The organism is Marinobacter sp. EVN1 (assembly GCF_000475375.1).
Lineage (GTDB): Bacteria > Pseudomonadota > Gammaproteobacteria > Pseudomonadales > Oleiphilaceae > Marinobacter > Marinobacter nauticus.
This window is the reverse complement of record NZ_AXCB01000020.1, coordinates 1-21070: the sequence shown is the minus strand read 5'-3', so window position 1 is coordinate 21070 and position 21070 is coordinate 1. Positions and strand designations below refer to the sequence as shown.

24 protein-coding genes and 1 pseudogene are annotated in these 21070 nt (G+C 56.4%); 18 read left to right on the top strand and 7 right to left on the bottom strand.

Annotated features, from left to right (window positions below; translation table 11 throughout):
- From thrC to ung, 5 genes are all read left to right on the top strand, one after another.
- Positions 1-1401 carry a threonine synthase gene (gene thrC / locus Q674_RS30470; protein ID WP_011785738.1) on the top strand — a complete coding sequence of 467 codons (1401 nt, stop codon included), beginning with the start codon at positions 1-3 and terminating at the stop codon, positions 1399-1401.
- A 6-nt stretch (positions 1402-1407) separates the two neighbouring features.
- Positions 1408-3141, top strand: a complete 1734-nt coding sequence (gene recJ, locus Q674_RS30465; RefSeq protein WP_023008843.1) for a single-stranded-DNA-specific exonuclease RecJ — start codon at positions 1408-1410, stop codon at positions 3139-3141.
- Positions 3142-3227: 86 nt separating this feature from the next.
- Positions 3228-4323, top strand: a protein-coding gene (gene prfB, locus Q674_RS30460; RefSeq protein WP_113879872.1) for a peptide chain release factor 2 whose coding sequence is annotated in 2 segments (ribosomal slippage) — positions 3228-3299 and positions 3301-4323 — 1095 coding nt in all. Because the reading frame shifts where the segments join, the coding sequence is not laid out codon by codon here.
- 52 nt (positions 4324-4375) lie between these two features.
- Positions 4376-5911 (top strand): lysine--tRNA ligase, encoded by a 1536-nt coding sequence (gene lysS / locus Q674_RS30455; protein ID WP_014420746.1) that lies wholly within the window; start codon positions 4376-4378, stop codon positions 5909-5911.
- 4 nt (positions 5912-5915) lie between these two features.
- Positions 5916-6647, top strand: a complete 732-nt coding sequence (gene ung, locus Q674_RS30450) for a uracil-DNA glycosylase (protein WP_023008842.1) — start codon at positions 5916-5918, stop codon at positions 6645-6647.
- A 42-nt stretch (positions 6648-6689) separates the two neighbouring features.
- On the opposite strand, the gene Q674_RS30445 is transcribed toward ung, so the two are convergent.
- From Q674_RS30445 to nadB, 5 genes are all read right to left on the bottom strand, one after another.
- Entirely contained in the window at positions 6690-7523 is an 834-nt protein-coding gene (locus Q674_RS30445) for an HDOD domain-containing protein (protein WP_011785733.1), read from the bottom strand.
- 100 nt (positions 7524-7623) lie between these two features.
- Entirely contained in the window at positions 7624-8604 is a 981-nt protein-coding gene (locus tag Q674_RS30440; protein WP_023008841.1) for a YgfZ/GcvT domain-containing protein, read from the bottom strand.
- A gap of 26 nt (positions 8605-8630) precedes the next feature.
- Complete coding sequence (locus tag Q674_RS30435) at positions 8631-9092, bottom strand: hypothetical protein (RefSeq protein ID WP_023008840.1); 462 nt, start codon at positions 9090-9092, stop codon at positions 8631-8633.
- Positions 9076-9348, bottom strand: coding sequence for a succinate dehydrogenase assembly factor 2 (locus tag Q674_RS30430; RefSeq protein ID WP_011785730.1), 273 nt, complete (start codon positions 9346-9348; stop codon positions 9076-9078). Before Q674_RS30430 ends, Q674_RS30435 begins: the two co-directional genes overlap by 17 nt.
- Before the next feature lie 38 nt (positions 9349-9386).
- Positions 9387-10994 (bottom strand): L-aspartate oxidase, encoded by a 1608-nt coding sequence (gene nadB / locus Q674_RS30425; RefSeq protein ID WP_183580615.1) that lies wholly within the window; start codon positions 10992-10994, stop codon positions 9387-9389.
- 208 nt (positions 10995-11202) lie between these two features.
- On the opposite strand from nadB, the gene rpoE reads away from it, so the two are divergent.
- From rpoE to Q674_RS30400, 5 genes are all read left to right on the top strand, one after another.
- Positions 11203-11820 (top strand): RNA polymerase sigma factor RpoE, encoded by a 618-nt coding sequence (gene rpoE / locus Q674_RS30420; protein ID WP_023008839.1) that lies wholly within the window; start codon positions 11203-11205, stop codon positions 11818-11820.
- Positions 11821-11835: 15 nt separating this feature from the next.
- Entirely contained in the window at positions 11836-12402 is a 567-nt protein-coding gene (locus Q674_RS30415) for a sigma-E factor negative regulatory protein (protein WP_014420752.1), read from the top strand.
- A 17-nt stretch (positions 12403-12419) separates the two neighbouring features.
- Complete coding sequence (locus Q674_RS30410) at positions 12420-13463, top strand: MucB/RseB C-terminal domain-containing protein (RefSeq protein ID WP_023008838.1); 1044 nt, start codon at positions 12420-12422, stop codon at positions 13461-13463.
- Positions 13460-13909, top strand: coding sequence for a SoxR reducing system RseC family protein (locus Q674_RS30405; RefSeq protein WP_023008837.1), 450 nt, complete (start codon positions 13460-13462; stop codon positions 13907-13909). The genes Q674_RS30410 and Q674_RS30405 overlap by 4 nt, the downstream gene beginning before the upstream one ends.
- 112 nt (positions 13910-14021) lie before the next feature.
- Positions 14022-15470 (top strand): DegQ family serine endoprotease, encoded by a 1449-nt coding sequence (locus Q674_RS30400; RefSeq protein ID WP_152526069.1) that lies wholly within the window; start codon positions 14022-14024, stop codon positions 15468-15470.
- Between the two features lie 251 nt (positions 15471-15721).
- Here the strand turns inward: Q674_RS30400 and Q674_RS41670 are convergent.
- Both Q674_RS41670 and Q674_RS40875 read right to left on the bottom strand, forming a co-directional pair.
- Positions 15722-15895: pseudogene (locus tag Q674_RS41670) on the bottom strand (tyrosine-type recombinase/integrase); the annotation flags it as partial.
- Positions 15859-16197 (bottom strand): site-specific integrase, encoded by a 339-nt coding sequence (locus tag Q674_RS40875; protein WP_023008835.1) that lies wholly within the window; start codon positions 16195-16197, stop codon positions 15859-15861. The gene Q674_RS40875 and the pseudogene Q674_RS41670, both read right to left, overlap by 37 nt.
- 355 nt (positions 16198-16552) lie before the next feature.
- Between Q674_RS40875 and Q674_RS30390 the strand changes: the two genes are divergently transcribed.
- The 8 genes from Q674_RS30390 to Q674_RS30355 all read left to right on the top strand — a co-directional run bounded on the left by Q674_RS30390 (position 16553) and on the right by Q674_RS30355 (position 20949).
- Positions 16553-16984, top strand: coding sequence for a hypothetical protein (locus Q674_RS30390; protein WP_152526068.1), 432 nt, complete (start codon positions 16553-16555; stop codon positions 16982-16984).
- 103 nt (positions 16985-17087) lie between these two features.
- The gene (locus tag Q674_RS30385) at positions 17088-17621 is read left to right on the top strand and encodes a hypothetical protein (protein WP_023008833.1); all 534 of its coding nucleotides are present in this window, start codon (positions 17088-17090) and stop codon (positions 17619-17621) included.
- Positions 17622-17713: 92 nt separating this feature from the next.
- Positions 17714-18037, top strand: a complete 324-nt coding sequence (locus tag Q674_RS30380) for a barstar family protein (protein ID WP_023008832.1) — start codon at positions 17714-17716, stop codon at positions 18035-18037.
- Positions 18038-18145: 108 nt separating this feature from the next.
- Positions 18146-18373 (top strand): hypothetical protein, encoded by a 228-nt coding sequence (locus tag Q674_RS30375; protein WP_023008831.1) that lies wholly within the window; start codon positions 18146-18148, stop codon positions 18371-18373.
- A gap of 72 nt (positions 18374-18445) precedes the next feature.
- The gene (locus Q674_RS30370; RefSeq protein ID WP_081698934.1) at positions 18446-19147 is read left to right on the top strand and encodes a DUF4145 domain-containing protein; all 702 of its coding nucleotides are present in this window, start codon (positions 18446-18448) and stop codon (positions 19145-19147) included.
- Between the two features lie 100 nt (positions 19148-19247).
- The gene (locus Q674_RS30365) at positions 19248-20024 is read left to right on the top strand and encodes an FRG domain-containing protein (protein WP_023008830.1); all 777 of its coding nucleotides are present in this window, start codon (positions 19248-19250) and stop codon (positions 20022-20024) included.
- Positions 20025-20130: 106 nt separating this feature from the next.
- Positions 20131-20502: a hypothetical protein gene (locus tag Q674_RS30360; protein ID WP_023008829.1), complete on the top strand. Its 372-nt coding sequence runs from the start codon at positions 20131-20133 to the stop codon at positions 20500-20502.
- A 102-nt stretch (positions 20503-20604) separates the two neighbouring features.
- The gene (locus tag Q674_RS30355; protein ID WP_031210109.1) at positions 20605-20949 is read left to right on the top strand and encodes a hypothetical protein; all 345 of its coding nucleotides are present in this window, start codon (positions 20605-20607) and stop codon (positions 20947-20949) included.
- Positions 20950-21070 lie beyond the last annotated feature (121 nt).

The following is a 21070-nucleotide window of genomic DNA, read 5'->3' as shown; positions in this document are numbered from 1 at the left end:
GTGAGATACATCAGTACACGGGGCGAAGCTCCCGCACTGGGCTTTGAAGACGTTCTTCTGACCGGACTGGCCACCGACGGTGGCCTCTATGTGCCGGAATCGTTGCCGCACTTCAGCCTGGAAGAAATTCGTAGCTGGCGCGGGCTTCCCTATGCGGAGCTGGCCTACAAAGTGATGTATCCGTTTGTAGAGGATGCCATCCCGGCGGACGACTTCCGCAAGATGCTGGATGAAACCTACAGTGTGTTCAGTCATCAGGCGGTGGCGCCGCTGGTGCAGCTGGACACCAACGAATGGGTGATGGAACTGTTCCGTGGCCCGACGCTGGCGTTCAAAGACTTTGCCCTGCAGCTGCTGGGCCGCTTGCTGGACTACGTTCTGGAGAAGCGCAACCAGCACGTTGTGATCATGGGGGCCACCTCCGGTGATACCGGTTCTGCTGCCATCGAGGGCTGCCGCCGGTGCGAGCACGTGGATATCTTTATCCTGCATCCGCATCAGCGAGTGTCTGAAGTGCAGCGCCGCCAGATGACTACGGTGCAGGGCGACAACATCCATAACATCGCAGTCAAAGGCAACTTCGACGACTGTCAGCGCATGGTGAAGGAGAGCTTCGGCAATCAGTCCTTCCTGGGCGGCAAAACCCAGCTGGCGGCGGTGAACTCCATCAACTGGGCCCGGATCATGGCCCAGATCGTGTACTACTTCCAGGCGTCTCTCGCTCTGGGTGGCCCGGACCGCAGCATGGCGTTCTCTGTGCCCACAGGCAACTTTGGCGATATTTTCGCCGGCTACCTGGCCAAGAAAATGGGGCTGCCCATCAGCCAGCTGGTGATTGCCACCAACCGCAACGATATCCTGCATCGCTTCATGAGCGGCAACAAGTATGAGCAGCACCAGCTGGAGCATACCCTGTCGCCGAGCATGGACATCATGGTGTCCAGCAACTTCGAGCGTCTGCTGTTTGATCTGCACGGCCGTGACGGCGCGGCGGTCAAAGCCTTGCTGGAAAATGCAGCCAAAGGCCCGGTCAGCATTGAAGACTACCGCTGGAAGCACGCCCGCAAGCTGTTCGACAGCGATGCGGTGGACGATAAAACTACCTGCGACACCATTCGTGACGTCTACGAGCAGAACGAATATCTGCTGGACCCGCACACCGCCATTGGCGTACGCGCTGCCCGCAACTGCCGCCGCGACTCTGCTGTGCCCATGATCACCCTCGGTACCGCGCACCCGGCCAAGTTCCCGGATGCGATTGCCGAATCCGGCCTGAGCGTGAAGCCGCAATTGCCGGCTCACATGGCTGATCTGTTCGAGCGGGAAGAGCGCTACACCGTGCTGGATAACAATGTGTCCGAGGTGCAGGGCTTTATCGCCAAGCATTGGAAGAACGCCTGATCCGGCATGACTCCTAAAAAGATCCTGCGTCGCCCCCAGCCGTCCGATGTGACGGGGTGGGGGCAAAACCTGCCCCCCATCCTTCGCCGTCTCTACGCCGCCCGCGGTGTGCAATCCGACGACCAGCTCCAGTACACCCTGAAACACCTGGCTTCGCCGATGCAGCTTCGCGGCATTGATCGCGCAGTTGAACTGCTGGCCGAGGCCATAGTGCAGAAACAGCGGGTAATGGTGCTGGGGGACTTCGATGCCGATGGGGCCACCAGTACTTCGGTGGCTATGCTGGGTTTGTCGATGCTCGGTGTGGCGGCGATTGATTTCCGGGTGCCCAGCCGATTCTCTGATGGCTACGGCCTGACACCCGGCATCATCCACCGGTTGCAGGAAGACGGGGATTTGCCGGATCTTCTGGTGACTGTTGATAACGGCATCTCCGCCATCGAAGGCGTGCGTGCTGCCCGGGAGCTGGGCATCAAAGTGGTTATCACCGACCATCATCTGGCCGGAGAAGAGCTGCCAGATGCCGATGCCATTGTGAACCCCAATCAACCCGGTTGTCCGTTCCTGAGCAAAAATGCGGCGGGAGTGGGCGTGATGTTCTACGTGCTCACGGCGCTGCGTAAGCACCTGCGAGACAACAACCGGCTGCCGGACCCGGAGCCTAACCTGGGTAGCCTGCTGGACCTGGTGGCCCTGGGTACCGTGGCCGACGTGGTTCCGCTGGACCATAACAACCGCATCTTTGTGGAGCAGGGCATCCGCCGCATCCGCAAAGGCGAAGCCAGACCGGGCATCCTGGCTCTGTTGGAAGTAGCCGGCCGCGACTACACCGAAATCAGCGCCACCGATCTGGGTTTTGTGGTTGGCCCGCGCCTGAACGCTGCCGGCAGGCTGGACGACATGAGTATCGGCATCGCCTGTCTGCTCGCCGACAGTCGCGACGAAGCGCTGCGCCTGGCCCGGGAACTGGATAACTTCAACCGCGAACGCCGCACCATTGAAAAAGACATGAAAGCCCAGGCCCAGGACCTGTTGGCCTCCATGTCCCTCGATATTGACGGCCTGCCCTGGGGGCTGGCCCTGTTCGACCAGGACTGGCACCAGGGCGTGATCGGCATCCTGGCGGCCCGCATCCGCGAACAGACTCATCGCCCCACCATTGCTTTTGCGCCCGACGACGACGGCGAACACCTGAAAGGCTCTGCCCGATCCATCCCCGGCCTGCATATCCGGGATGCGCTGGCCGTGGTCGATGCGAAGAATCCGGGCTTGATGAAAAAATACGGCGGCCACGCCATGGCCGCCGGCATGACCATCGCCCGGGACGACCTCGAACGTTTCAGCAACGCCTTCGACCAGGCCGTGCGTGACACGTTGAAACCGGAAGACCTGGAAGCCGCCATCACCACTGACGGCCCGCTGGCCCCGGAAGAGCTGAATCTGGACACCGCCTACCTGCTCAAACGCGCCGGCCCCTGGGGGCAGCACTTCCCAGAGCCGGTGTTTGACGGCGAATTCCGGGTAGTGAGCCAACGCATTGTCGGCGAGAACCATCTGAAGCTCGTGCTGCAGCCGGTTGAGGGCGGGGGCATTATTGATGGTATTGCGTTCAACACCGGGCCTGAAGTACCGGACTTTACCCGGAGTGGCGCGCGGGTGGTTTATAAGCCTGATGCCAATACGTTCCGGGGGCGGACTAATTTGCAGCTTCTGGTGGATTATCTGGAACCTTTGGGCTGATTAGGCTTGCTGATTTAACCCGCAAATTCCGGTAGAATCCGCCCTCTGTTTTTATCGCACCATTTTCCAAAGCGAGACAAGGTTTCATGGAAATTAATCCCATAGTGACGAAGATCAAAGAGCTTCGCGAGCGCACTGAAGCGCTGAGGGGGTATCTTTGACTACGATCAGCGAAGTGAACGCCTGACCGAAGTCGAACGCGAACTCGAACAACCCACCGTCTGGGACGATCCCGAGCGGGCCCAGGCATTGGGCAAAGAGCGCTCAGACCTTGAACTGATCGTTAAAACCATCGACAACCTCACCAACGGCCTGGCCGATGCAGAAAGCCTGCTCGACATGGCGGTGGAAGAGGACGACGAAGGCACTGTCCAGGAAATCGAAGCCGATCTCGAAAACCTTGATAAAGAACTCGAGAAGCTCGAATTCCGCCGCATGTTCTCCGGCGAAATGGACGCCAACAACGCCTACCTGGATATCCAGGCCGGCTCCGGCGGCACTGAAGCCCAGGACTGGGGCAACATGCTGTTGCGCATGTACCTGCGCTGGGCCGAGCGTCGTGGCTTCAAGGCCGAAATCGTTGAACTGCAGGAAGGTGAAGTGGCCGGCATCAAGAGTGCCACCATCCACATCCAGGGCGACTACGCCTACGGCTGGCTACGCACAGAAACCGGCGTACACCGCCTGGTGAGGAAATCCCCGTTTGATTCCGGCAACCGTCGCCATACCTCTTTCTCTTCCGTGTTTGTATCACCGGAAGTGGACGACAGCTTCGAAATCGAGATCAACCCGGCGGATCTGCGGGTCGATGTGTATCGCGCTTCCGGCGCCGGTGGTCAGCACGTAAACCGGACCGAATCCGCAGTGCGACTGACCCACAACCCCACGGGCATCGTGGTGGCCTGTCAGGCCGGCCGAAGCCAGCACCAGAACAAAGACCAGGCCATGAAGCAGCTCAAGGCCAAGCTCTTTGAACTGGAAATGCAGAAGCGTAACGAAGAGAAACAGAAAGCCGAAGACTCCAAGTCTGACATCGGCTGGGGTAGCCAGATCCGTTCCTACGTGCTGGACGACAGCCGTATCAAAGACCTGCGCACCAAGGTGGAAACCAGCAACACCCAGTCGGTGTTGGATGGTGACATCGACAAGTTTATTGAAGCCAGTCTGAAGATGGCGCTGTAGACGGCGCCATCCAAACCAAACCGGACCATTCCGACTTCTTTAGTGAGCCAAGATGACTGAACAGACCCAGAACGCCGCACAGCATGAGGATAACAAGCTGATTGCCGAGCGCCGCGCCAAACTGGCTGCGCTGCGCGAGCAGGGCAATCCGTTCCCGAATGACTTCCGTCGCGATGCCACCGCCGCCGAACTGCAGGCGAAATACGGTGATAAATCCAAGGAAGAGCTGGAAGGTCTGGGCATCAAGGTGGCCATTGCCGGCCGCATGATGCTCGACCGCAAGGCGTTCAAAGTGGTTCAGGACATGACCGGCCGCATCCAGATCTATGCCTCCAAGGACGTCCAGAAAGACACCAAGCACTGGGATATGGGCGACATCGTGGGCGTGCGTGGCACCCTGTCGAAATCCGGCAAGGGCGACCTGTATGTGACCATGGACGAATACGTACTGCTGACCAAGTCACTGCGCCCGCTACCGGAGAAGCACAAGGGGCTGACTGACACCGAAGCCCGCTATCGGCACCGGTACGTGGACCTGATGGTGAACGAGGACAGTCGCCGCGTGTTCCATGCCCGGTCGAAGATCATCAACGCCATGCGCCAGTACTTCGCCGAGCGTGATTTCATGGAGGTGGAAACCCCCATGCTGCAGGTGATTCCGGGTGGCGCCACCGCCCGTCCGTTCGTGACCCATCACAACGCTCTGGGCATCGATATGTATCTGCGCATTGCTCCGGAACTGTTCCTCAAGCGCCTGGTGGTCGGTGGCTTTGAGCGAGTGTTCGAAATCAACCGTAACTTCCGCAACGAAGGGCTGTCTACCCGGCACAACCCCGAGTTCACCATGGTCGAGTTCTACCAGGCCTACGCCGATTACAACGACCTGATGGACCTGACCGAAGACATGCTGCGTACCATCACCCAGAAGGTGCTGGGTACCACCACTGTAATCAACACACGGGTACTGAAAGACGGTAGCGAAGAGACCATCGAATACGATTTCGGCAAGCCGTTCGAGCGCCTCACTGTGGTCGACGCCATCCTGCGCTACAACCCGGACATCACCCGTGAGCAACTGGCTGACGACGCACAGGCCCGAGAAGTGGCCAAGAACCTGGGTATCCACGTGAAAGACATCTGGGGCCTGGGCAAGGTGCAGATCGAAATCTTCGAAGCCACCGCCGAGCATCGCCTCACCCAGCCGACGTTCATCACCGAGTACCCGAAAGAAGTGTCGCCTCTGGCTCGCTGCAAAGACAGCGATCCGTTTGTGACCGAGCGCTTTGAGTTCTTCGTGGGCGGTCGCGAGATTGCCAATGGCTTCTCTGAGCTGAACGATGCCGAAGACCAGGCCGAACGCTTCCAGGCCCAGGTGGCTGAGAAAGATGCCGGCGACGACGAAGCCATGTTCTACGATGACGACTATGTCATGGCCCTCGAATACGGTTTGCCGCCGACCGCTGGTGAAGGTATCGGCATCGACCGCCTGGCCATGCTGCTGACCAACTCGCCATCCATCCGCGACGTCATCCTGTTCCCGGCCATGCGCCCGGAACACAAGGCCGAACAGAAACCGGAAAGCGAGTAAGCCCATGCACCCTGCCGAGGCACTGGCTCAACAATTGAAGCCCGGCCGCGGCTGGGACCAGTGGCTGGCGGACGAGTTCCGCCAGCCCTACATGCGGCAACTGGCCGAATTCCTCGCCGCCGAGGAACAGGCCGGCAAGGTTCTGTATCCCCCCAGCTCCCACTGCTTCAATGCCCTCAACAGCACACCGCTGGCCAACGTAAACGTAGTGATCCTTGGCCAGGACCCCTACCACGGCCCCGGCCAGGCCCATGGTTTGTGCTTCTCTGTGCGCCCTCAGGTTCCGCCACCACCGTCCCTGGTCAATATCTTCAAGGAAATCGAAACCGACCTGGGCATCGCGCCACCGGATCACGGCTGTCTGCAGCCGTGGGCAGAGCAGGGCGTGCTTCTGCTCAACAGTGTCCTCACGGTCGAGCAGAGCAATGCCGGAGCCCATCAAGGCAAGGGTTGGGAGAGGTTTACCGACAAGGTGATCGAAGTTATCAACCGGGAGCGCGACAACGTGGTCTTCCTGTTGTGGGGCAGCTACGCCAAGAAAAAGGGCCAGCACATTGACCGGAACCGCCACCTGGTTCTGGATGGCCCACACCCGTCACCGCTCAGTGCCTACCGTGGATTCTTTGGTTGCCGGCATTTCTCGAAGGCTAACGAATGGCTGAGGGAGCAGGGCAGGCCCTCCGTTGATTGGGCATTGCCAAGCAAAGCTGCGTTGATTGCCAAATATAAACAGTGACGCACTGAAGGCGGTCGGCAGACTCCCGAAGAAAGCCGGAACCTATTGAAGCAGCGCCATAGCTGCTTCCATCTGCGCATTCAGATCCTCTTCCTCGCTCATATCGATATTCGGATCCAGTCCCAGCCGATCGAACGCAGAAATCTTCGTCCAGTCCATCTCGTTCCAGGGATGATCGCTCCCGGCAACCAGCTGCAGGTTGGCCACCATCACCAGATCGGCATAATCTGCTGCCGGCACCTCACGCTGGAAGTTGGCGTATTCCAGAGGCACATTCTGCAGTTCCTTCGGAAAATCCCATTTTTTCAGAATCATAGAGCCAATACGCGGGTGCAGCTCATCAATCACATTGTCCAGCATGATGCTGCTGATCTGGATATCCTGATCCTCCACATAACGCAGAATCGGCAGAATACCGATCAGGTGCACCAGGCCAGCCAGCGTTGCCTGATCCGCCTTCAGGCGGGTGTAATGTTGCGCCAGAACATGGCACACGCCCGCCACTTCGGTGCTGGTCTGCCAGGTGGCACGCAGGCGCTTGTCGATCATGTCTGACGTGGCCTGGAACATCTGTTCCATCGCCAGCCCCATGGCCAGATTACTGGTGTAAGCCATACCCAGTCGGCTGACCGCCATGTTCAGGTTTTCGATGGCGCGACTGCCGCGAAACAGCGGGCTGTTGCACACCCGGATGATACGCGCCGAGAGCGCCGTATCGTTGCTGATGACCTTCACCAGATCGGCAATGGCAGAGTCTTCGGACTCGGCAATCTCCCGCACCTGAAGCGCTACCTCAGGCAGGGTTGGAAGTACCAGCTTGTCGTTTTCAATGGCAGCCGTCAGGTCAGACTTGATGGTTTCAACAATATTGGCCATGGTCAGTTAGGTTCCACTTGTCTGGAGGCATCCCACGTACGGGGATAAAACCGGTATGTGTTTTAATTTATAGCAAATTTTTCCGGTATTTCCTGTCAACTTATGTATCCGGCTGTTCGGCTTTCTCTCGTTCAGGGACCGGATAGGGTATCGGCCGCACCTCAAGTTGCAGGCCCTCATGACCGTCTACGCCCAGATGCTTGCTGGCCGCGTCATGTCGGATCACCGCCAGCATTTCCCCCTGCTGCTCGCCAGTCAGTACTGAGTTAACCACCTCGCCCACGGCACTGCCATCGGCGATCAGGCGGGTACCGGGTGCCGGGGCGGCATCAGTGCCGGAGAAAGCGACCCGGAACAGGCTTTTCTTTAACTGGCCGAGGAAATGCATCCGCGCAATCACTTCCTGTCCGGTGTAACAGCCTTTCTTGAAGTGAATGCCTTGCAGATGCTGAAGGTTGAGCATCTGGGGAACATAGGCTTCCCGGGTTGCCTCGGTCAGCCAGGGTACGCCGGCGCTGATCTCCGAGGCCTGCCAGGTCGGCATGGAAAGTTCGGAGGTGGGCGGCAACGAAGGCTGGGCATCGGTTTGCCAGAGTTCGAAGCGAGCGAGGTGGTTGCTGTCATCTTCGACACGAATCAGGTACCCGTTATCGGTACTTAACACCTGACCGGGGCGGGTCAGTTCGTCTGTGGCCGCGCCGGCAACCTGTCGGGCGGTCTCGATCCCCAGCAGACCGGTGATCCGGCCTGCGTCAAGAACGGCAAGCGATGTGCCCCGGAACAGCATCAGGTACTTGTTCAGGTGCTGAACGGTGTCTTCTGCGGTCTCCCGCTCGAGGCTGAGCAGCAAGTCTTCGCCATCCCGGACCAGTCGGGTAATGCAGTAGGCCCTGCCCTTCGGGGTGCAGGCTGCTGCCCTGAGCGACTGTCCGGCAGTGACTTCGTCCACACTCTGGCTGAACTGGCCCTGGACAAACTTGTCGGTACCCGGCCCGCTGATTCTGGCCAGAACCCGGTCGGTCAGATGAGCCCAACCCTCGTAAGTGGGATTGGCTGGCGTTTCGGTATTGGCGTTAGTCATCGAAAACTCCGGATGGAATCGGGGGTTCACCGTGAAATAGCTGCTGGCCCTGCAAGGAGCCACATGCGCAGCCGACGGAATGCCTGTTCGGAAACATTGCCACGACATAGCCGGGATGGACTGAGCAGGATCGCGGTCATGGTGTCTGATCTGGTGACAACGGACTCTACTTTCAAGATCAGAAAGGATGCACCGAGCGAGCTGCAGCCGCAAACTCTGGCGGTAACTTCCTGGCCATTGGCCAGCTGGCATCGAAGATGCTGGTCGTCAGTGGTCAGGCTGATAATGGCATTGGCTCCACGGAGCCGGCCACAACGACGGAATTCCTGCCAGCCCAGAGGCAGGGAAACCGGTAACAACACCAGTGCCAGCGGGGTGATGGACAGGCTGATTGCCAGTAGTACAGCAGACAGCGCCAGCCAGGGCAGGCTGGCGCAAATACCCGCGGCCCTGGAGGGCGACAGGTTCAGTTCAATCGGGTTGGACACGGTTCAGGATCATGTCAACGATGTGACGAAGATCCGGGTCCTCCGGCTTGCTGCGCTGCATGAACCACTCGAACATGTCCGTATCCTCGCAACTTAACAGCTTGCGGTAACGGGCCTGGTCTTCCGCTGAAAGATCCCGGTATACCTCTTCAAGGAACGGGAGCAGCAGGACGTCCAGTTCCAGCATGCCGCGGCGGCTGTGCCACCACAGGCGATGAAATTCAGTGTGATCCTGAGAAGTATTGGTTTCGGACATAACGGATTCTGCCTTTGGAAACGGAGTAAGGCCCGGTCTCAGGGAGACGGGGTGCGGTAAGTCGTCGGCACCAGCACGGTATCCTGGGCGTCATTCAGCAGGCCCGGATAATCCAGTGTGTAATGCAGGCCTCGGCTTTCCTTGCGTTGCAGTGCCGAGCAGATGATGAGGTCGGAGACTGTGACCAGGTTGCGCAGTTCGATCAGGTCATTGGAGACCCGGTAGTTACTGTAAAACTCGCCGATTTCACGGGACAGCAAATCAACCCGGTGTTTCGCCCGCTGCAGGCGTTTGGTGGTTCGGACGATGCCGACATAGTCCCACATAAAGTGCCGAAGTTCGTCCCAGTTATGGGAGATGATGACGTCTTCGTCGGAGTCCCGCACCTGGCTTTCGTCCCAGTCCGGGGCTGACGGTGGTGGTGGAATGTCAGCCTCCCTGCGGGTGATGTCCTGAGCCGCGGCCCGGCCATAGACCAGACATTCCAGCAACGAGTTGCTGGCCATGCGGTTGGCGCCGTGCAGGCCGGTGAAGGCGGCTTCGCCAACGACATAGAGTTGGTTGATGTCGGTACGCGCCCGTTCATCACTGACAATTCCGCCGCAGGTATAATGGGCAGCAGGCACCACGGGAATCGGTTCGCGGGTAATGTCGATCCCGAAGCTCAGGCACTTTTCGTAAATGGTCGGGAAGTGCTGTTTGATGAAGTCGGCCGGCTTATGGCTGATATCCAGGAACAGGTGGTCTGCGCCCAGGCGCTTCATCTCATGGTCAATGGCCCTGGCAACAATGTCCCGGGGCGCGAGTTCCGCCCGTTCATCAAACCGGTCCATGAACCGACTGCCGTCCGGCAGCCGGAGCACGCCACCTTCGCCCCGAACCGCCTCGGTAATCAGGAAGGACTTGGCGTGCGGGTGGTACAGGCAGGTGGGGTGGAACTGATTGAACTCCATGTTGGCAACACGGCAACCGGCTCGCCAGGCCATGGCAATTCCATCTCCGGAAGCGCCGTCCGGATTGGTCGTGTAGCGATACGCCTTGGAGGCGCCGCCGGTGGCGATGACGGTGAACCTGGCTCGAAACAGTTCCACATGATTGTCTTCGAGATTCAGGATGTAGGCGCCGACGCAACGGTTGCCGGGAAGTGCAAGCTTGCGGTTGGTAATCAGATCCACAGCCACCCGGCCGGCTTTCAGGTCAATATTCGGCCTGGCCTGGGCCTGGCTCGCCAGGGTGGTGGAAACCGCGTGGCCGGTGGCATCGGCGGCGTGGATAATCCGGCGATGGCTATGGCCACCTTCTCGGGTCAGGTGGTAGTCCTCTCCGTCATCCTGCCGGGTGAACTTCACGCCGGAGTCGATCAGCCACTTGATGCTTTCCTTGCTGTGTTCCACGGTAAAGCGGACCGCGTCTTCGTGGCACAGACCGCCGCCCGCGTTGAGGGTGTCCTGTATGTGATTCTCCACGGAATCGGTATCGTCCAGAACCGCAGCGATGCCTCCCTGGGCCCAGAGGGTGGCGCCAGAGCTGATATCGGCTTTGCTGATGACGCAAACCCGCAAGTGCTCCGGAAGATTCAGCGCAACGGTAAGGCCGGCAGCGCCGCTGCCGATGATCAGAACATCGTATTCGTAGGACTGTGGCATTGAGTCGTGGTCGCGGGCCATAATGTGGACGTGTATTGAACTAAACTTTACGCTTGCTGTCTATTTGGGCTAACGGATAACCCTGTCAGCCGGGTGCGGTCTGCATCAAGGGTTAGTGAACGAACGCTGGAACAGCCCAATGACACAAGCCACTCGTATCGAGGCCAGACCACTGGCTCCCAAAACAGGACTTTCTGTTGCTTCGTCCATGACGCCTGACAATGACTGGAAACCCGGTGAGCAGTCCGACAGCCAGACGGATCTGCAGTTGGTTCGCAAGGTCCGGAACGGAGATCGTGCGGCCTTCGATCTGCTGGTGGTGAAATACCAGTCCAGGGTCGCGTCTATTATCAGCCGCTATGTCTACGACAGCCAAGAAGTCATGGATCTGACTCAGGAAACCTTTGTCAAAGCCTTCCGCGCGATTGATCGCTTTCGCGGCGACAGCGCGTTTTACACCTGGTTGTACCGGATTGCCGTAAACACCGCCAAGAATTTCCTTGAGGCCCGCGGCAGGCGGCCCCAGGGATCGGCGGATGTCACCGATGCGGAAAACTTTGATGATGGCGGCCGACTGCGTGACCCGGCCTCGCCGGAGCGGTTGCTGCAGAGGGAACAGTTGCAGAAAGCTCTTGCGGAAGCCATTGCCAGCCTGCCGGAGGAACTGCGGTCGGCGTTCCTGCTCAGGGAATACGATGGCCTGAGTTATGAAGATATTGCCCGGATACTGGAGTGCCCCATAGGTACCGTGCGCTCAAGAATTTTCCGGGCGCGGGACTCGGTGGATCGCCACCTTGGCCCGCTCCTTGATCAGTCAGTAACGTGAATGAGGTTGCATCCTATGGATGAGCGTCTCAGAGAAACACTGTCTTCGATGATGGATGACGAGGCCGATGAGCTATCGGTTCGTCGGTTGTTGTCACATGGCAACCAGGAGGACGTGCGCGGCCAGTGGCAGCGATGGCAGCAGATACGTGATCTGATGCACGAGCAGCACGGTCCTGCCGATGGTATTGATGTTGCCGGCGCGGTGAGGGAAGCGCTCGATGGCCATGCTCGCTCAGAACAGGCCCGGTCGCCGGTGGAGGTGCCCAGGGTGTCGGTCTGGCGCTGGCCGGTGGCCGCCATGGTGTTCATGGCGTTGATTGTGGGCTTCGGTGCTGGAGCCGGCTGGGATACCCGCACCGGAGTACCTGTTCAGGCACTGGCCGGCGGCAGTACTGAGCCTTCAACCTCCGCGGTAACGCTGTCGGCGGCGGTTGAGGAAGTGGCACTACAGCGGCTGGACGAAGACCAGTTGCGCCAGATGCGTCAGTACCTGCTTGAGCATGCCCAGCACAACAGCGTGGGTGCAGGTCGTGGCTCGGTGGGTTACGCCCGCCTGGTCAGCGCCAGTGGTAACTATTGAACCGGGAGCATGGGTTTATGAATAACCGGGTATCCAGCAGGTCGGTATTCGGAGCGGTTGCCGCTCTTGTGGCTCTGCTGTGCCTGTTGATCAATCCGGTGAGGGCCGAGTTGGCCAGCGAGACAAAGAAAAGCGGTGAAGCCCCGGCGGCCATGGCCTGGCTGGAGCGGCTTGGCCCTGCACTCAACATGACTTCGTACCGCGGGGTCTTTGTTTATGCCCGGGGCGATCAGGTACATTCCATGCGCATTGCCCACCGTTACCGGAACGGGCGTGTTGAGGAACGCCTGGTGATGCAGGACGGCGGCAGTGGTGAAATCGTCCGTAAAGGCATGAACGTGGTCTGTGTATTGCCTGACAGGGGCAGGGTCCGGCTGGACGAGGTGATACCTTCGGGCCCGTTCGCAGAAGCGTTTACCAGTCAATTGATGCCGTTTGGCCGCTGGTATCTGCCTGAACTGGCGGGTGAAGACCGGGTCGCCGGCTACGATGTGGTGATCGTGGCGCTCGGGGCCCGGGATGATGATCGCTACAGCCACCGCCTCTGGCTGGAAAAAGAGACGGGACTACTGGTCAAGAGCCAGGTGCGGGATGTAAACGGTGAGGTACTGGAGCATTTTCAGTTCACCGATCTTGAGATCACTGACGATATTTCCGACGAGGAACTCGAGGTTCAGACCCGTGGTCGTGAGATTAGCCGTACCCTGGACGATGGCCGGAAACAGGAGTCATCTGTTGGCCGGATGAATGGCTGGACTTTGTCCTGGCAGCCGGAGGGCTTTGTGCCGGCGGCTGCACCACGTTCGGGCAGTGGCAAGGCCGTGGCGTTCTCCGATGGCCTGGCTGCGTTTTCCGTATTTGTTGAGCCTGTCGGGCGGCTGAAAATGCCGACAGGCGCTTCCCGTATCGGGGCAACCACCATCTACATGCGCGAAGTCATGGTCTCTGATCGCCCCTTCCTGATAGCGGTGGTTGGTGAAATTCCGCCGGGCACTGCACGAAAGGTGGCAGATGCCGTGGAAGTGGATGACGATTTCGTAGCTGAGCTGTCCGGGTCATGATCACGGAAACCGGTAAAGTCGTGGCCCTGGTGGGTGATCAGGTCTGGGTGCAGACGATAAGAACCAGTGCCTGTCAAAGTTGCTCGGCCCGCTCGGGCTGCGGGCAGCGAGCCCTGGCTGCGGTATCCGGTGGCCGGGCGAATCAGGTACTGGTAGATAATTCCGTGGGCGCCCGGGTGGGCGATGAAGTGGTCATCGGGCTGGATGAACAGTCGCTGCTGAATGCCTCGCTGATTATTTACGGTTTGCCGTTGGTGCTGATGGTGCTTGCCAGTGTGATGGCGCATAACTGGGCCGCGGGGTCAGACCTGGGCGCCATAGCCGGAGCGGTGGCAGGCCTGGGCGTCGGATTCTGGCTGGTGCAGCGTTGGCAGGCCGGGGCCGGTGATCGCTACCAGCCGCGGTTGTTGAGGGTAAAGACAATTCCATCCTCGACATGTCCATGATCCCTACCGTTTTTTAAGTTGAAAATTCACGTCCCAGCCCCAGAATAGCTCTATAAACGCAAGTAAAATCAGGGGGTTCTACATGCCAGAAAAAAATATAGAAGCTGCCCGTATGTCTTCCCTGGCCAGGCCCGGAGCCATACTGGGCGTTCTGCTGATGCTGGCTGCCATGGCGTCGGTATTCTGGAGCCAGGGCGTCGCAGCCAGAGGCCTGCCGGATTTCACTGAGCTGGTGGAAGATAACTCCAGTGCGGTGGTGAATATCAGCACTACAACCGATCCGGGCAGCCAAAGCTCTGGCTTCCATGGACTCCCTTTTGATGAAAGGCAACTGGAGCAGCTGCCGCCTTTCCTTCAGGATTTCTTCCGCGGCCCGCAGTCTCCTTTTGGTGGTTCCCCTCGGCCGCAGCAGCCGCGCAGGAGCATGGGCTCCGGCTTTATTGTGTCAGCGGATGGTTACGTACTGACCAACAATCACGTGGTTGAGGGTGCCGATGAAGTGATTGTGCGCCTGAATGACCGCCGCGAGTTTTCCGCCACTATCGTGGGTACCGATCCCCGCTCGGATATGGCGGTTCTCAAAATCGAGAATGGTGAAGACCTGCCGGTGGTCAGCGTTGGACGTTCCGGGGATCTGAAAGTCGGCGAATGGGTTTTCGCGATCGGCTCGCCATTCGGGTTTGACTACACGGTGACGGCGGGCATTGTCAGTGCTCTGGGCCGCTCGCTGCCATCCGAAAACTACGTGCCGTTTATCCAGACCGACGTTGCCATTAACCCCGGTAACTCCGGTGGCCCGCTGTTCAACCTGGAAGGTGAAGTGGTGGGCATAAACTCCCAGATTTACACCCGCTCCGGCGGCTTCATGGGGGTGTCGTTCGCCATTCCGATTGACGATGCCATGAACGTATTCCGCCAGCTCCGTGACAAAGGTACCGTCGCCCGGGGTTGGTTGGGCGTGCTTATTCAGGAAGTGAATCGGGATCTGGCCGAGAGTTTCGGGCTGCGCCGTCCCCGCGGCGCGTTGATTGCCGAAGTGATGCCGGATTCACCGGCGGAAAAGGGTGGCCTTGAGGCCGGTGATATTGTGCTGGAATACAATGGCGAGGATGTTCAGTTGTCCTCTGACCTGCCGCCCATGGTTGGCCGTACACCGGTGGGTGAATCGGCGCGCCTGACCGTGTTGCGAGGTGGTGATGAAATCACCCTCGACGTGGAAATTGGCAAGTTGCCGGAAGACGGCGATGACGCTGCCCAGCCCTCAACCGGTAGCCGCGACAATAGCACGGGCGCACCGCTTGGGTTGTCCGTTGAGCCACTGGCTCCCGAGACTGCTCGCTCCATCGGCGTGGAAGGCGGTGTTGTAGTCGCTGGCGTAGATCGTGGCCCGGCGTTTGAGGCTGGTATTCGTGCCAGGGACATCATTACCGAGATCAACCGCCAGCAGATTCGCTCGGTGGAGGACTTCCGGTCGGTGGTCCGCGACTTGCCGGAAAACCGGGCGGTCTCGGTCCGGATCGTAAGGCAGGGTCGGGCAATCTACCTGGTCATGAAGCCCTGAGTTCGTAACCGGCTTTCAAGTAAGAATGGGCCCCCGGCGTGTGAGGACGCGTCCGGGGGCTTTTGGTTTTTAAGCCTTAGTTTGTCCGTTTTGGGCGAGCACTATAAAAGCCATTCGATGCTTTGTGCCCGCCAAGTCGACCCGGAATTTCTGTCATTAACGATTAAGCCGCTTTTTAAACAAAAGCGAACATTCGGATGGCCTCAGAGATCCCCGGCTCTTTCTGCCTTGGTTGGGCGCTTGGTCATTTCTCAAGAACCCGGCAAACGATCAAATGGACTAACTGTTCCAGCTCTTCGATCGCCAATAATGTGGGTGTAGATTTCAGTCGTCCGAATATCGCTGTGGCCGAGGATTTCCTGGACCGTTCGGATATCACTTCCCGATCTCAGTAGCTCGGTGGCAAAAGCGTGGCGAAAAGTATGCGCCGAGGAGTCTTCGACATCTTGTAGTGCAGGTTTTCGATCTCCCTTTTCAGCACATTCTTGTAAAGGAAAATAATGGCGCAGAGCGCCTGGTTTTGGGTGGCGGGGCTGACCCCTCGATTTACGGCGAGATGATTCAGGAAACGCTCAATTTCGCGATTACCCATCACCTCAGGGTGCTTCTTGTCATTGAACAGAATGAACTGGCGGACCCAGTAGAGATAGGTTTTCTCTGTTCGATAGCTGTACTGCTTCGTCCTGATTTCTGTGCGAACCGATTGCAGAAACGGTGATTTTGACACAGTCGCCCCTCCGTGGCTGAGTGCTGTATATGTATACAGTTATAATGAAAAAGCCTCGGGAATGCCAAAAATTCTGCGGTTTGATTTGCATAAGGCCGCACACTTTTCACAGAGCACCCTAGTAGCCCATTGATTTAGAGACGGAAATTTTTGGCCTTTTGGATTTCACTTGCAGAAACGTGCAACAATAACTTGCTTGCAAACTTTTCACAGAAGCAAGACAGGAAAAGCGCTTGGGAGCCGGATGGTAAGGGTTTGAAAAGTCGAGATTATCCGGGCCGTGACTCAGTTTTGGACGGGGTGGTGGCGTTGCGGTTTAATAAGAATTCAAACCAATAAGCTGTTAGAGCTACAAATGAAGATCTGGCCTATAGCAAAAGTCTCGCTGATCGCTATAGCGGGAATCAGCACTGTATACGACACCTCCTACGCAGAGGTTGGCCCCCAGATTGGTTGGGCGCCTGTTATCTCGGGGTTGGTGTTTTTCCCTGCTTTGATACTCGTTGGTCTATTCGTTTTGAAAGCTATTCTCAGGCGCAAACTCAACTTCGAGAAGCCAACCTTGGACTCGAACCCGTTGGACTTTTCTCATCCTGAGCATTTCTTTCATCTTGCAGGGATGGTCATGATGGCGAGCGGAATGTGTGGTTTGGTGGCAACATATATAAGGTCTGGTGAGGTATGGCCAGTGCAGGTTGCTACTGTAACGTTAGGAATCGGCGTACTTTTCGGGCTATGGATATTGCAGGTTGTTCATGCGGGGCAATTGGCAAGCTCTAACAAGTAGTTGCAGTACGTTCCGGCCCTGGCGGGCCTCCACCGGACCGGTTTTCCGTTGCACTCCAAACCGGCCGCTGAACATTGGCGTTAGGTGTTCACGAGGAATCTAGATGGATCCAATATTAAAATACATTGTTACCGGATTGGTTAGCTTAAGTGTTGGGCTATTGCTTCAGCGATTTCAAGCAAGACCTAATCTTAAGTATTTCCTTCCCGGCACTTTTCTTTTTGATGTGACAGATCCAAAAGTAAGTATTCGAACGGACTCTCTGACAATACAGAATTTTGGACGTAAAGCAGCCCAAAATATAGAGATCATTCACAAAGAGCGCCCAGACCATTTTCAGTTTTCTCAGGCTATGGGCTTTGAAGAAGAACATGCACCCGATGGGAGTCATATCACCAAAATTTCTAGCTTGGGCCCCAAGGAATTTATTAATATCCAGTATCTAAGCCATATAAAACCCCCAGTATTACTAAATGTTAGATCTGAAGATGGGCCAGCGAAGCTGATTCAAGTTCAATTCCAAAGGCTTTATCCACAGTGGTTTAATTTTTCTGCGGCTGCCCTTCTGCTAGTGGGTTTAGGTACCATCTTATATGGCATAGTAAAACTCGGTATTAAATTATATGGCCTACTTTAAGAGTCCACACCTAACAAGAAAAGGCAGCATCGCCCTGCGGGCTGGACGCGCTAACGCGCGCCGCTGCTTTTGGCGTTAGCACTCAGGAAACTATGAACGACGAGTTGCTCATCGACATGTCTGGAATCATGGACGAAGAAACATTCCATGAGTATGTATCTAAGAAGCTCGACTTCCCTGAATACTATGGCTACAACTTGGACGCATTCTGGGATTGCATCTCAGATGAAGATCAATCCGCTATGCCCAGAAAGCTGGTGGTTGAGGGGTTGGCCGCCTTAAAAAATTTTCTGCCCGAGCTAAATGATCGTTTCGTTGAGTGTCTGCGAGACTATGCAAAAGAGCACCCTGACCGAGAGGTCGTCATGCGGCAAGACAGCCCCTCGGGGGAAGGAATTGAGTTCGAGCATGAATAGCTATCTAGCCACGAGTATAGGTGCTAACCAGACGGTCAACCGGACGCTTTGTTCCGCTGCCGCTCCACAAATCGGCCCGTTACGCCGGCGTTATGTGTAGGAGTATCCATGAGCGACGAAATCGAGATTAAGCTCACAGAGGACGAAGCTTGGGTGCTTTTCGAGTTTGTCCGCAGGTTTAGTGATACAGATCGGCTCTCTATTGCAGATCAGGCTGAGCAAAGGGCTCTTTGGAATTTGTGCTGTATTTTTGAGAAGACGCTGCATCAAGCTCAAGACATTAGCTACGAAGAGTTCATTGCGCAGCGTAGGGATCGACTCCGAGATGAGTTCTGAACTCCAGCACATAACAAACCGCGTAAGACGGACGGCTTTCAGCCGCCGCTTCGCTCCGCGTTAGGACTATCTATGTATCGGCTGTCGAATGATCAAATCCCGAGGTGGAAAAAGGAAGCTTCCGTTTTTCTGCCGTCGTCAATCGACTCTCAGTGTCCAGAGTGCGGGCGTCTAGTCTCATTCGCGACAGCCAAATGGAGTCCTGCGCCTCAGAACACAAGAATAGCGGTAGTTCGATGCCCGGCCTGCCAAACACCTGCCATGTTCTTCTTGCTAAATCATAAAGGGGAAGCGGGAACCCTTGGCAGTGGCGAGCAGCTTTACATACATGCTAAACCACCAGGAAGAGAAGCTCTCCCCGAAATTGTTGATGGTGAGGGCTTGGATGACCCACTCAAGCGAGCTTATGTCTCAGCGGTAAATGTATTCAATACCCAAGAGTGGGGAGCGACAGCTGTACTAACACGCAGGCTTCTGGAGGGTGTAACCAAATCCTTACTCCCACCGGAATACCAGTCGCTTCCGCTAGCCAAGCAAGTAGCAAAGCTTCCCGAAACAAAGGATCTTTCGGAACCGATACTGAAGATTGCAGATGCTATCCGCAAGGGAGGGAACCTGGGTGCACATTTCGATTTGGAAGCCGAGCCCACACAGGAGGTCTCTCAATTGATGCTGGATTTGGCAGAGGAATTGATCGAATACTTTTTCGTGCTGCCAGCAAGAATCGAAGAGCTACACGATAAGATTGAGGACTTAAATGGGACAAAGTCCTAACCAGTGCAGGCACGGCGACGCCCATTACATTGCGCCTTTGGCTCCATTTCATGGGCGCGCATGCTGCAAGCGTTATGCCCAGTAGAACAGGGGAAGCACTTTGATAAATAGTTGGTCAGGATACAAAGAGTGGGTTTCTCAAACCATTGCTAGCGGTAATCATTTTTATTATCGAGGCCAGCTGAATCCAACCTGGAAGCTACAAACTACTTTTCACCGGCAAGCAGAGAGGACCTACGTTCCTCTTCAGCATTACTTGGACCATATTCTCCCAGAAGTAAGCTACCATGTTTCAGCACATCAAAATGAAGACCTGAACCTTTTTGACGAGGCCCAATTCGGTAATTTGTTGGCCCGGCTTCAGCACCACGGCTTCCCAACGCCGCTTCTAGACTGGACTCTTTCGCCATACATTGCTGCTTTCTTCGCATATAAAAACGTAGACCCTAAGGCGCCTCAAACTCAGTCCGTCACCGTTTATATGTTTGACTTTCAACAGTGGGCGGCAACTTTTCAGCAACCGATGAACCTCCGAGCAGAGGTCAACTTTGTGAGTGCGTTTCGTCCTTTTGCAAAAGGGAATCCCAGAATGCATAGGCAGATGGCGGTCACCACAGTAACCAACGTTTCAGATATGGAGCAGTATTTGCTCCAGCAAGGAAATGCGGCCCAGAAAACATTTCTTTATAAGGCGCTTCTTCCGGTATCGGAAAGAAGACTAGTAATGAATGAATTGAATCTCATGGGGATTAACGCAATGACCATGTTCCCTGACTTTGATGGCATTTGTGCGGCTATGAAAGAAATGTTTTTCAATGACTTAGATGTTAATCCCTTGGTGCCACCACCTCCTGCGCCGGGAGGGTACGGAGCATAACCAGTCATTCCAGTTCGTTCCGGCCCTGTTGGGCCTCCACCGGACGGCCTTTTCTCCGCTTCGCTACAAAAAGGCCGCCGCTGAATATTGGCGTTAGAAGGCAGAGATGGAAACGCATAACCTCGGTTCTACCCGGCAATATAATCAGCCAACATGGACAGGCGCAGGGTTCGTTGAAGCCCCGGCGCAAGAGCTATGGGAGAGGCTCCCCGAGTTGCTACGTGACATAGCTCTAGAGGAAATACGCAGCGGCAACAAGCCGATTGGTATCCTTGAGAATCAAGAAAGAGGGATTGTGCTGTTAAGTCTAGCGAAGGGGCCGTTAATCCCAAGAGACACTGATGAGCGCGTCATCGTCCATACTCATCATGAGTACGGAAACTACTGCTATGACGGCACAACAGCTACATACGAAGACGCACAGTCTGGTAGCTTTTTATCGTTCGAAGATCCAGAGTATGAAGATGAGACCTTCTAACCATACGGTCAACCGGACGCCAAAAGCGTGCCGCTTTTGGTTCCCTTCGCTGCGCTACGGCGCCGGTTACCATCAGCGTTATGAATTTTTAACGAGTACTAAATGACTACAGTAACGTGCTATCGCCCGCTCGGGCAAAAAGAATTGGATTTGGTAGAGGAAAGCGGTTTTACGCGGTGGCCACCTAGATTACCAGAACAACCAATTTTCTACCCAGTTACCAGTGAGGAATACGCCATCGAGCTGACTCAGTGGAACATTACCGATTTTGGGAAGGGCTACGTATCTAAATTCGAGGTGAAAAAAGAATTTATGGATCGTTTCCCAATAAAAACCGTGGGTGCTAAGAGGCACACAGAGTGGTGGGTTCCCGCAGAGAAACTTGAAGAACTCAATGATAATATTGTGGGTAAGATCGAGATAATTGGCGAGTACGGTAATTCATAACAATACGGTCAACGGGACGCCTTGGCTCCGGTGCTGTTTGTGCATTTGCTTCGCAAATTGTCACACAACCATCACCTTCACCAACGCGCCCGTTACCTCTGCGTTAGGTGTAAGGGAATAT

Excerpts from the sequence above, each read along its gene's own strand:
- Q674_RS30370 (WP_081698934.1), top strand. The coding sequence starts at position 18,446 with ATGTATCGGCTGTCGAATGATCAAATCCCGAGGTGGAAAAAGGAAGCT.
- Q674_RS30360 (WP_023008829.1), top strand. The coding sequence starts at position 20,131 with ATGGAAACGCATAACCTCGGTTCTACCCGGCAATATAATCAGCCAACA.
- rpoE (WP_023008839.1), top strand. The coding sequence starts at position 11,203 with ATGACGCCTGACAATGACTGGAAACCCGGTGAGCAGTCCGACAGCCAG.
- Q674_RS30405 (WP_023008837.1), top strand. The coding sequence starts at position 13,460 with ATGATCACGGAAACCGGTAAAGTCGTGGCCCTGGTGGGTGATCAGGTC.
- Q674_RS30445 (WP_011785733.1), bottom strand. The coding sequence starts at position 7,523 with ATGGCCAATATTGTTGAAACCATCAAGTCTGACCTGACGGCTGCCATT.
- Q674_RS30380 (WP_023008832.1), top strand. The coding sequence starts at position 17,714 with ATGAACGACGAGTTGCTCATCGACATGTCTGGAATCATGGACGAAGAA.
- Q674_RS30410 (WP_023008838.1), top strand. The coding sequence starts at position 12,420 with ATGAATAACCGGGTATCCAGCAGGTCGGTATTCGGAGCGGTTGCCGCT.
- Q674_RS30385 (WP_023008833.1), top strand. The coding sequence starts at position 17,088 with ATGGATCCAATATTAAAATACATTGTTACCGGATTGGTTAGCTTAAGT.
- ung (WP_023008842.1), top strand. The coding sequence starts at position 5,916 with ATGCACCCTGCCGAGGCACTGGCTCAACAATTGAAGCCCGGCCGCGGC.
- Q674_RS30375 (WP_023008831.1), top strand. The coding sequence starts at position 18,146 with ATGAGCGACGAAATCGAGATTAAGCTCACAGAGGACGAAGCTTGGGTG.
- Q674_RS30355 (WP_031210109.1), top strand. The coding sequence starts at position 20,605 with ATGACTACAGTAACGTGCTATCGCCCGCTCGGGCAAAAAGAATTGGAT.
- Q674_RS30430 (WP_011785730.1), bottom strand. The coding sequence starts at position 9,348 with ATGTCCGAAACCAATACTTCTCAGGATCACACTGAATTTCATCGCCTG.
- Q674_RS30415 (WP_014420752.1), top strand. The coding sequence starts at position 11,836 with ATGGATGAGCGTCTCAGAGAAACACTGTCTTCGATGATGGATGACGAG.
- Q674_RS30390 (WP_152526068.1), top strand. The coding sequence starts at position 16,553 with ATGAAGATCTGGCCTATAGCAAAAGTCTCGCTGATCGCTATAGCGGGA.
- Q674_RS30440 (WP_023008841.1), bottom strand. The coding sequence starts at position 8,604 with ATGACTAACGCCAATACCGAAACGCCAGCCAATCCCACTTACGAGGGT.
- nadB (WP_183580615.1), bottom strand. The coding sequence starts at position 10,994 with ATGCCACAGTCCTACGAATACGATGTTCTGATCATCGGCAGCGGCGCT.
- recJ (WP_023008843.1), top strand. The coding sequence starts at position 1,408 with ATGACTCCTAAAAAGATCCTGCGTCGCCCCCAGCCGTCCGATGTGACG.
- lysS (WP_014420746.1), top strand. The coding sequence starts at position 4,376 with ATGACTGAACAGACCCAGAACGCCGCACAGCATGAGGATAACAAGCTG.
- Q674_RS30400 (WP_152526069.1), top strand. The coding sequence starts at position 14,022 with ATGTCTTCCCTGGCCAGGCCCGGAGCCATACTGGGCGTTCTGCTGATG.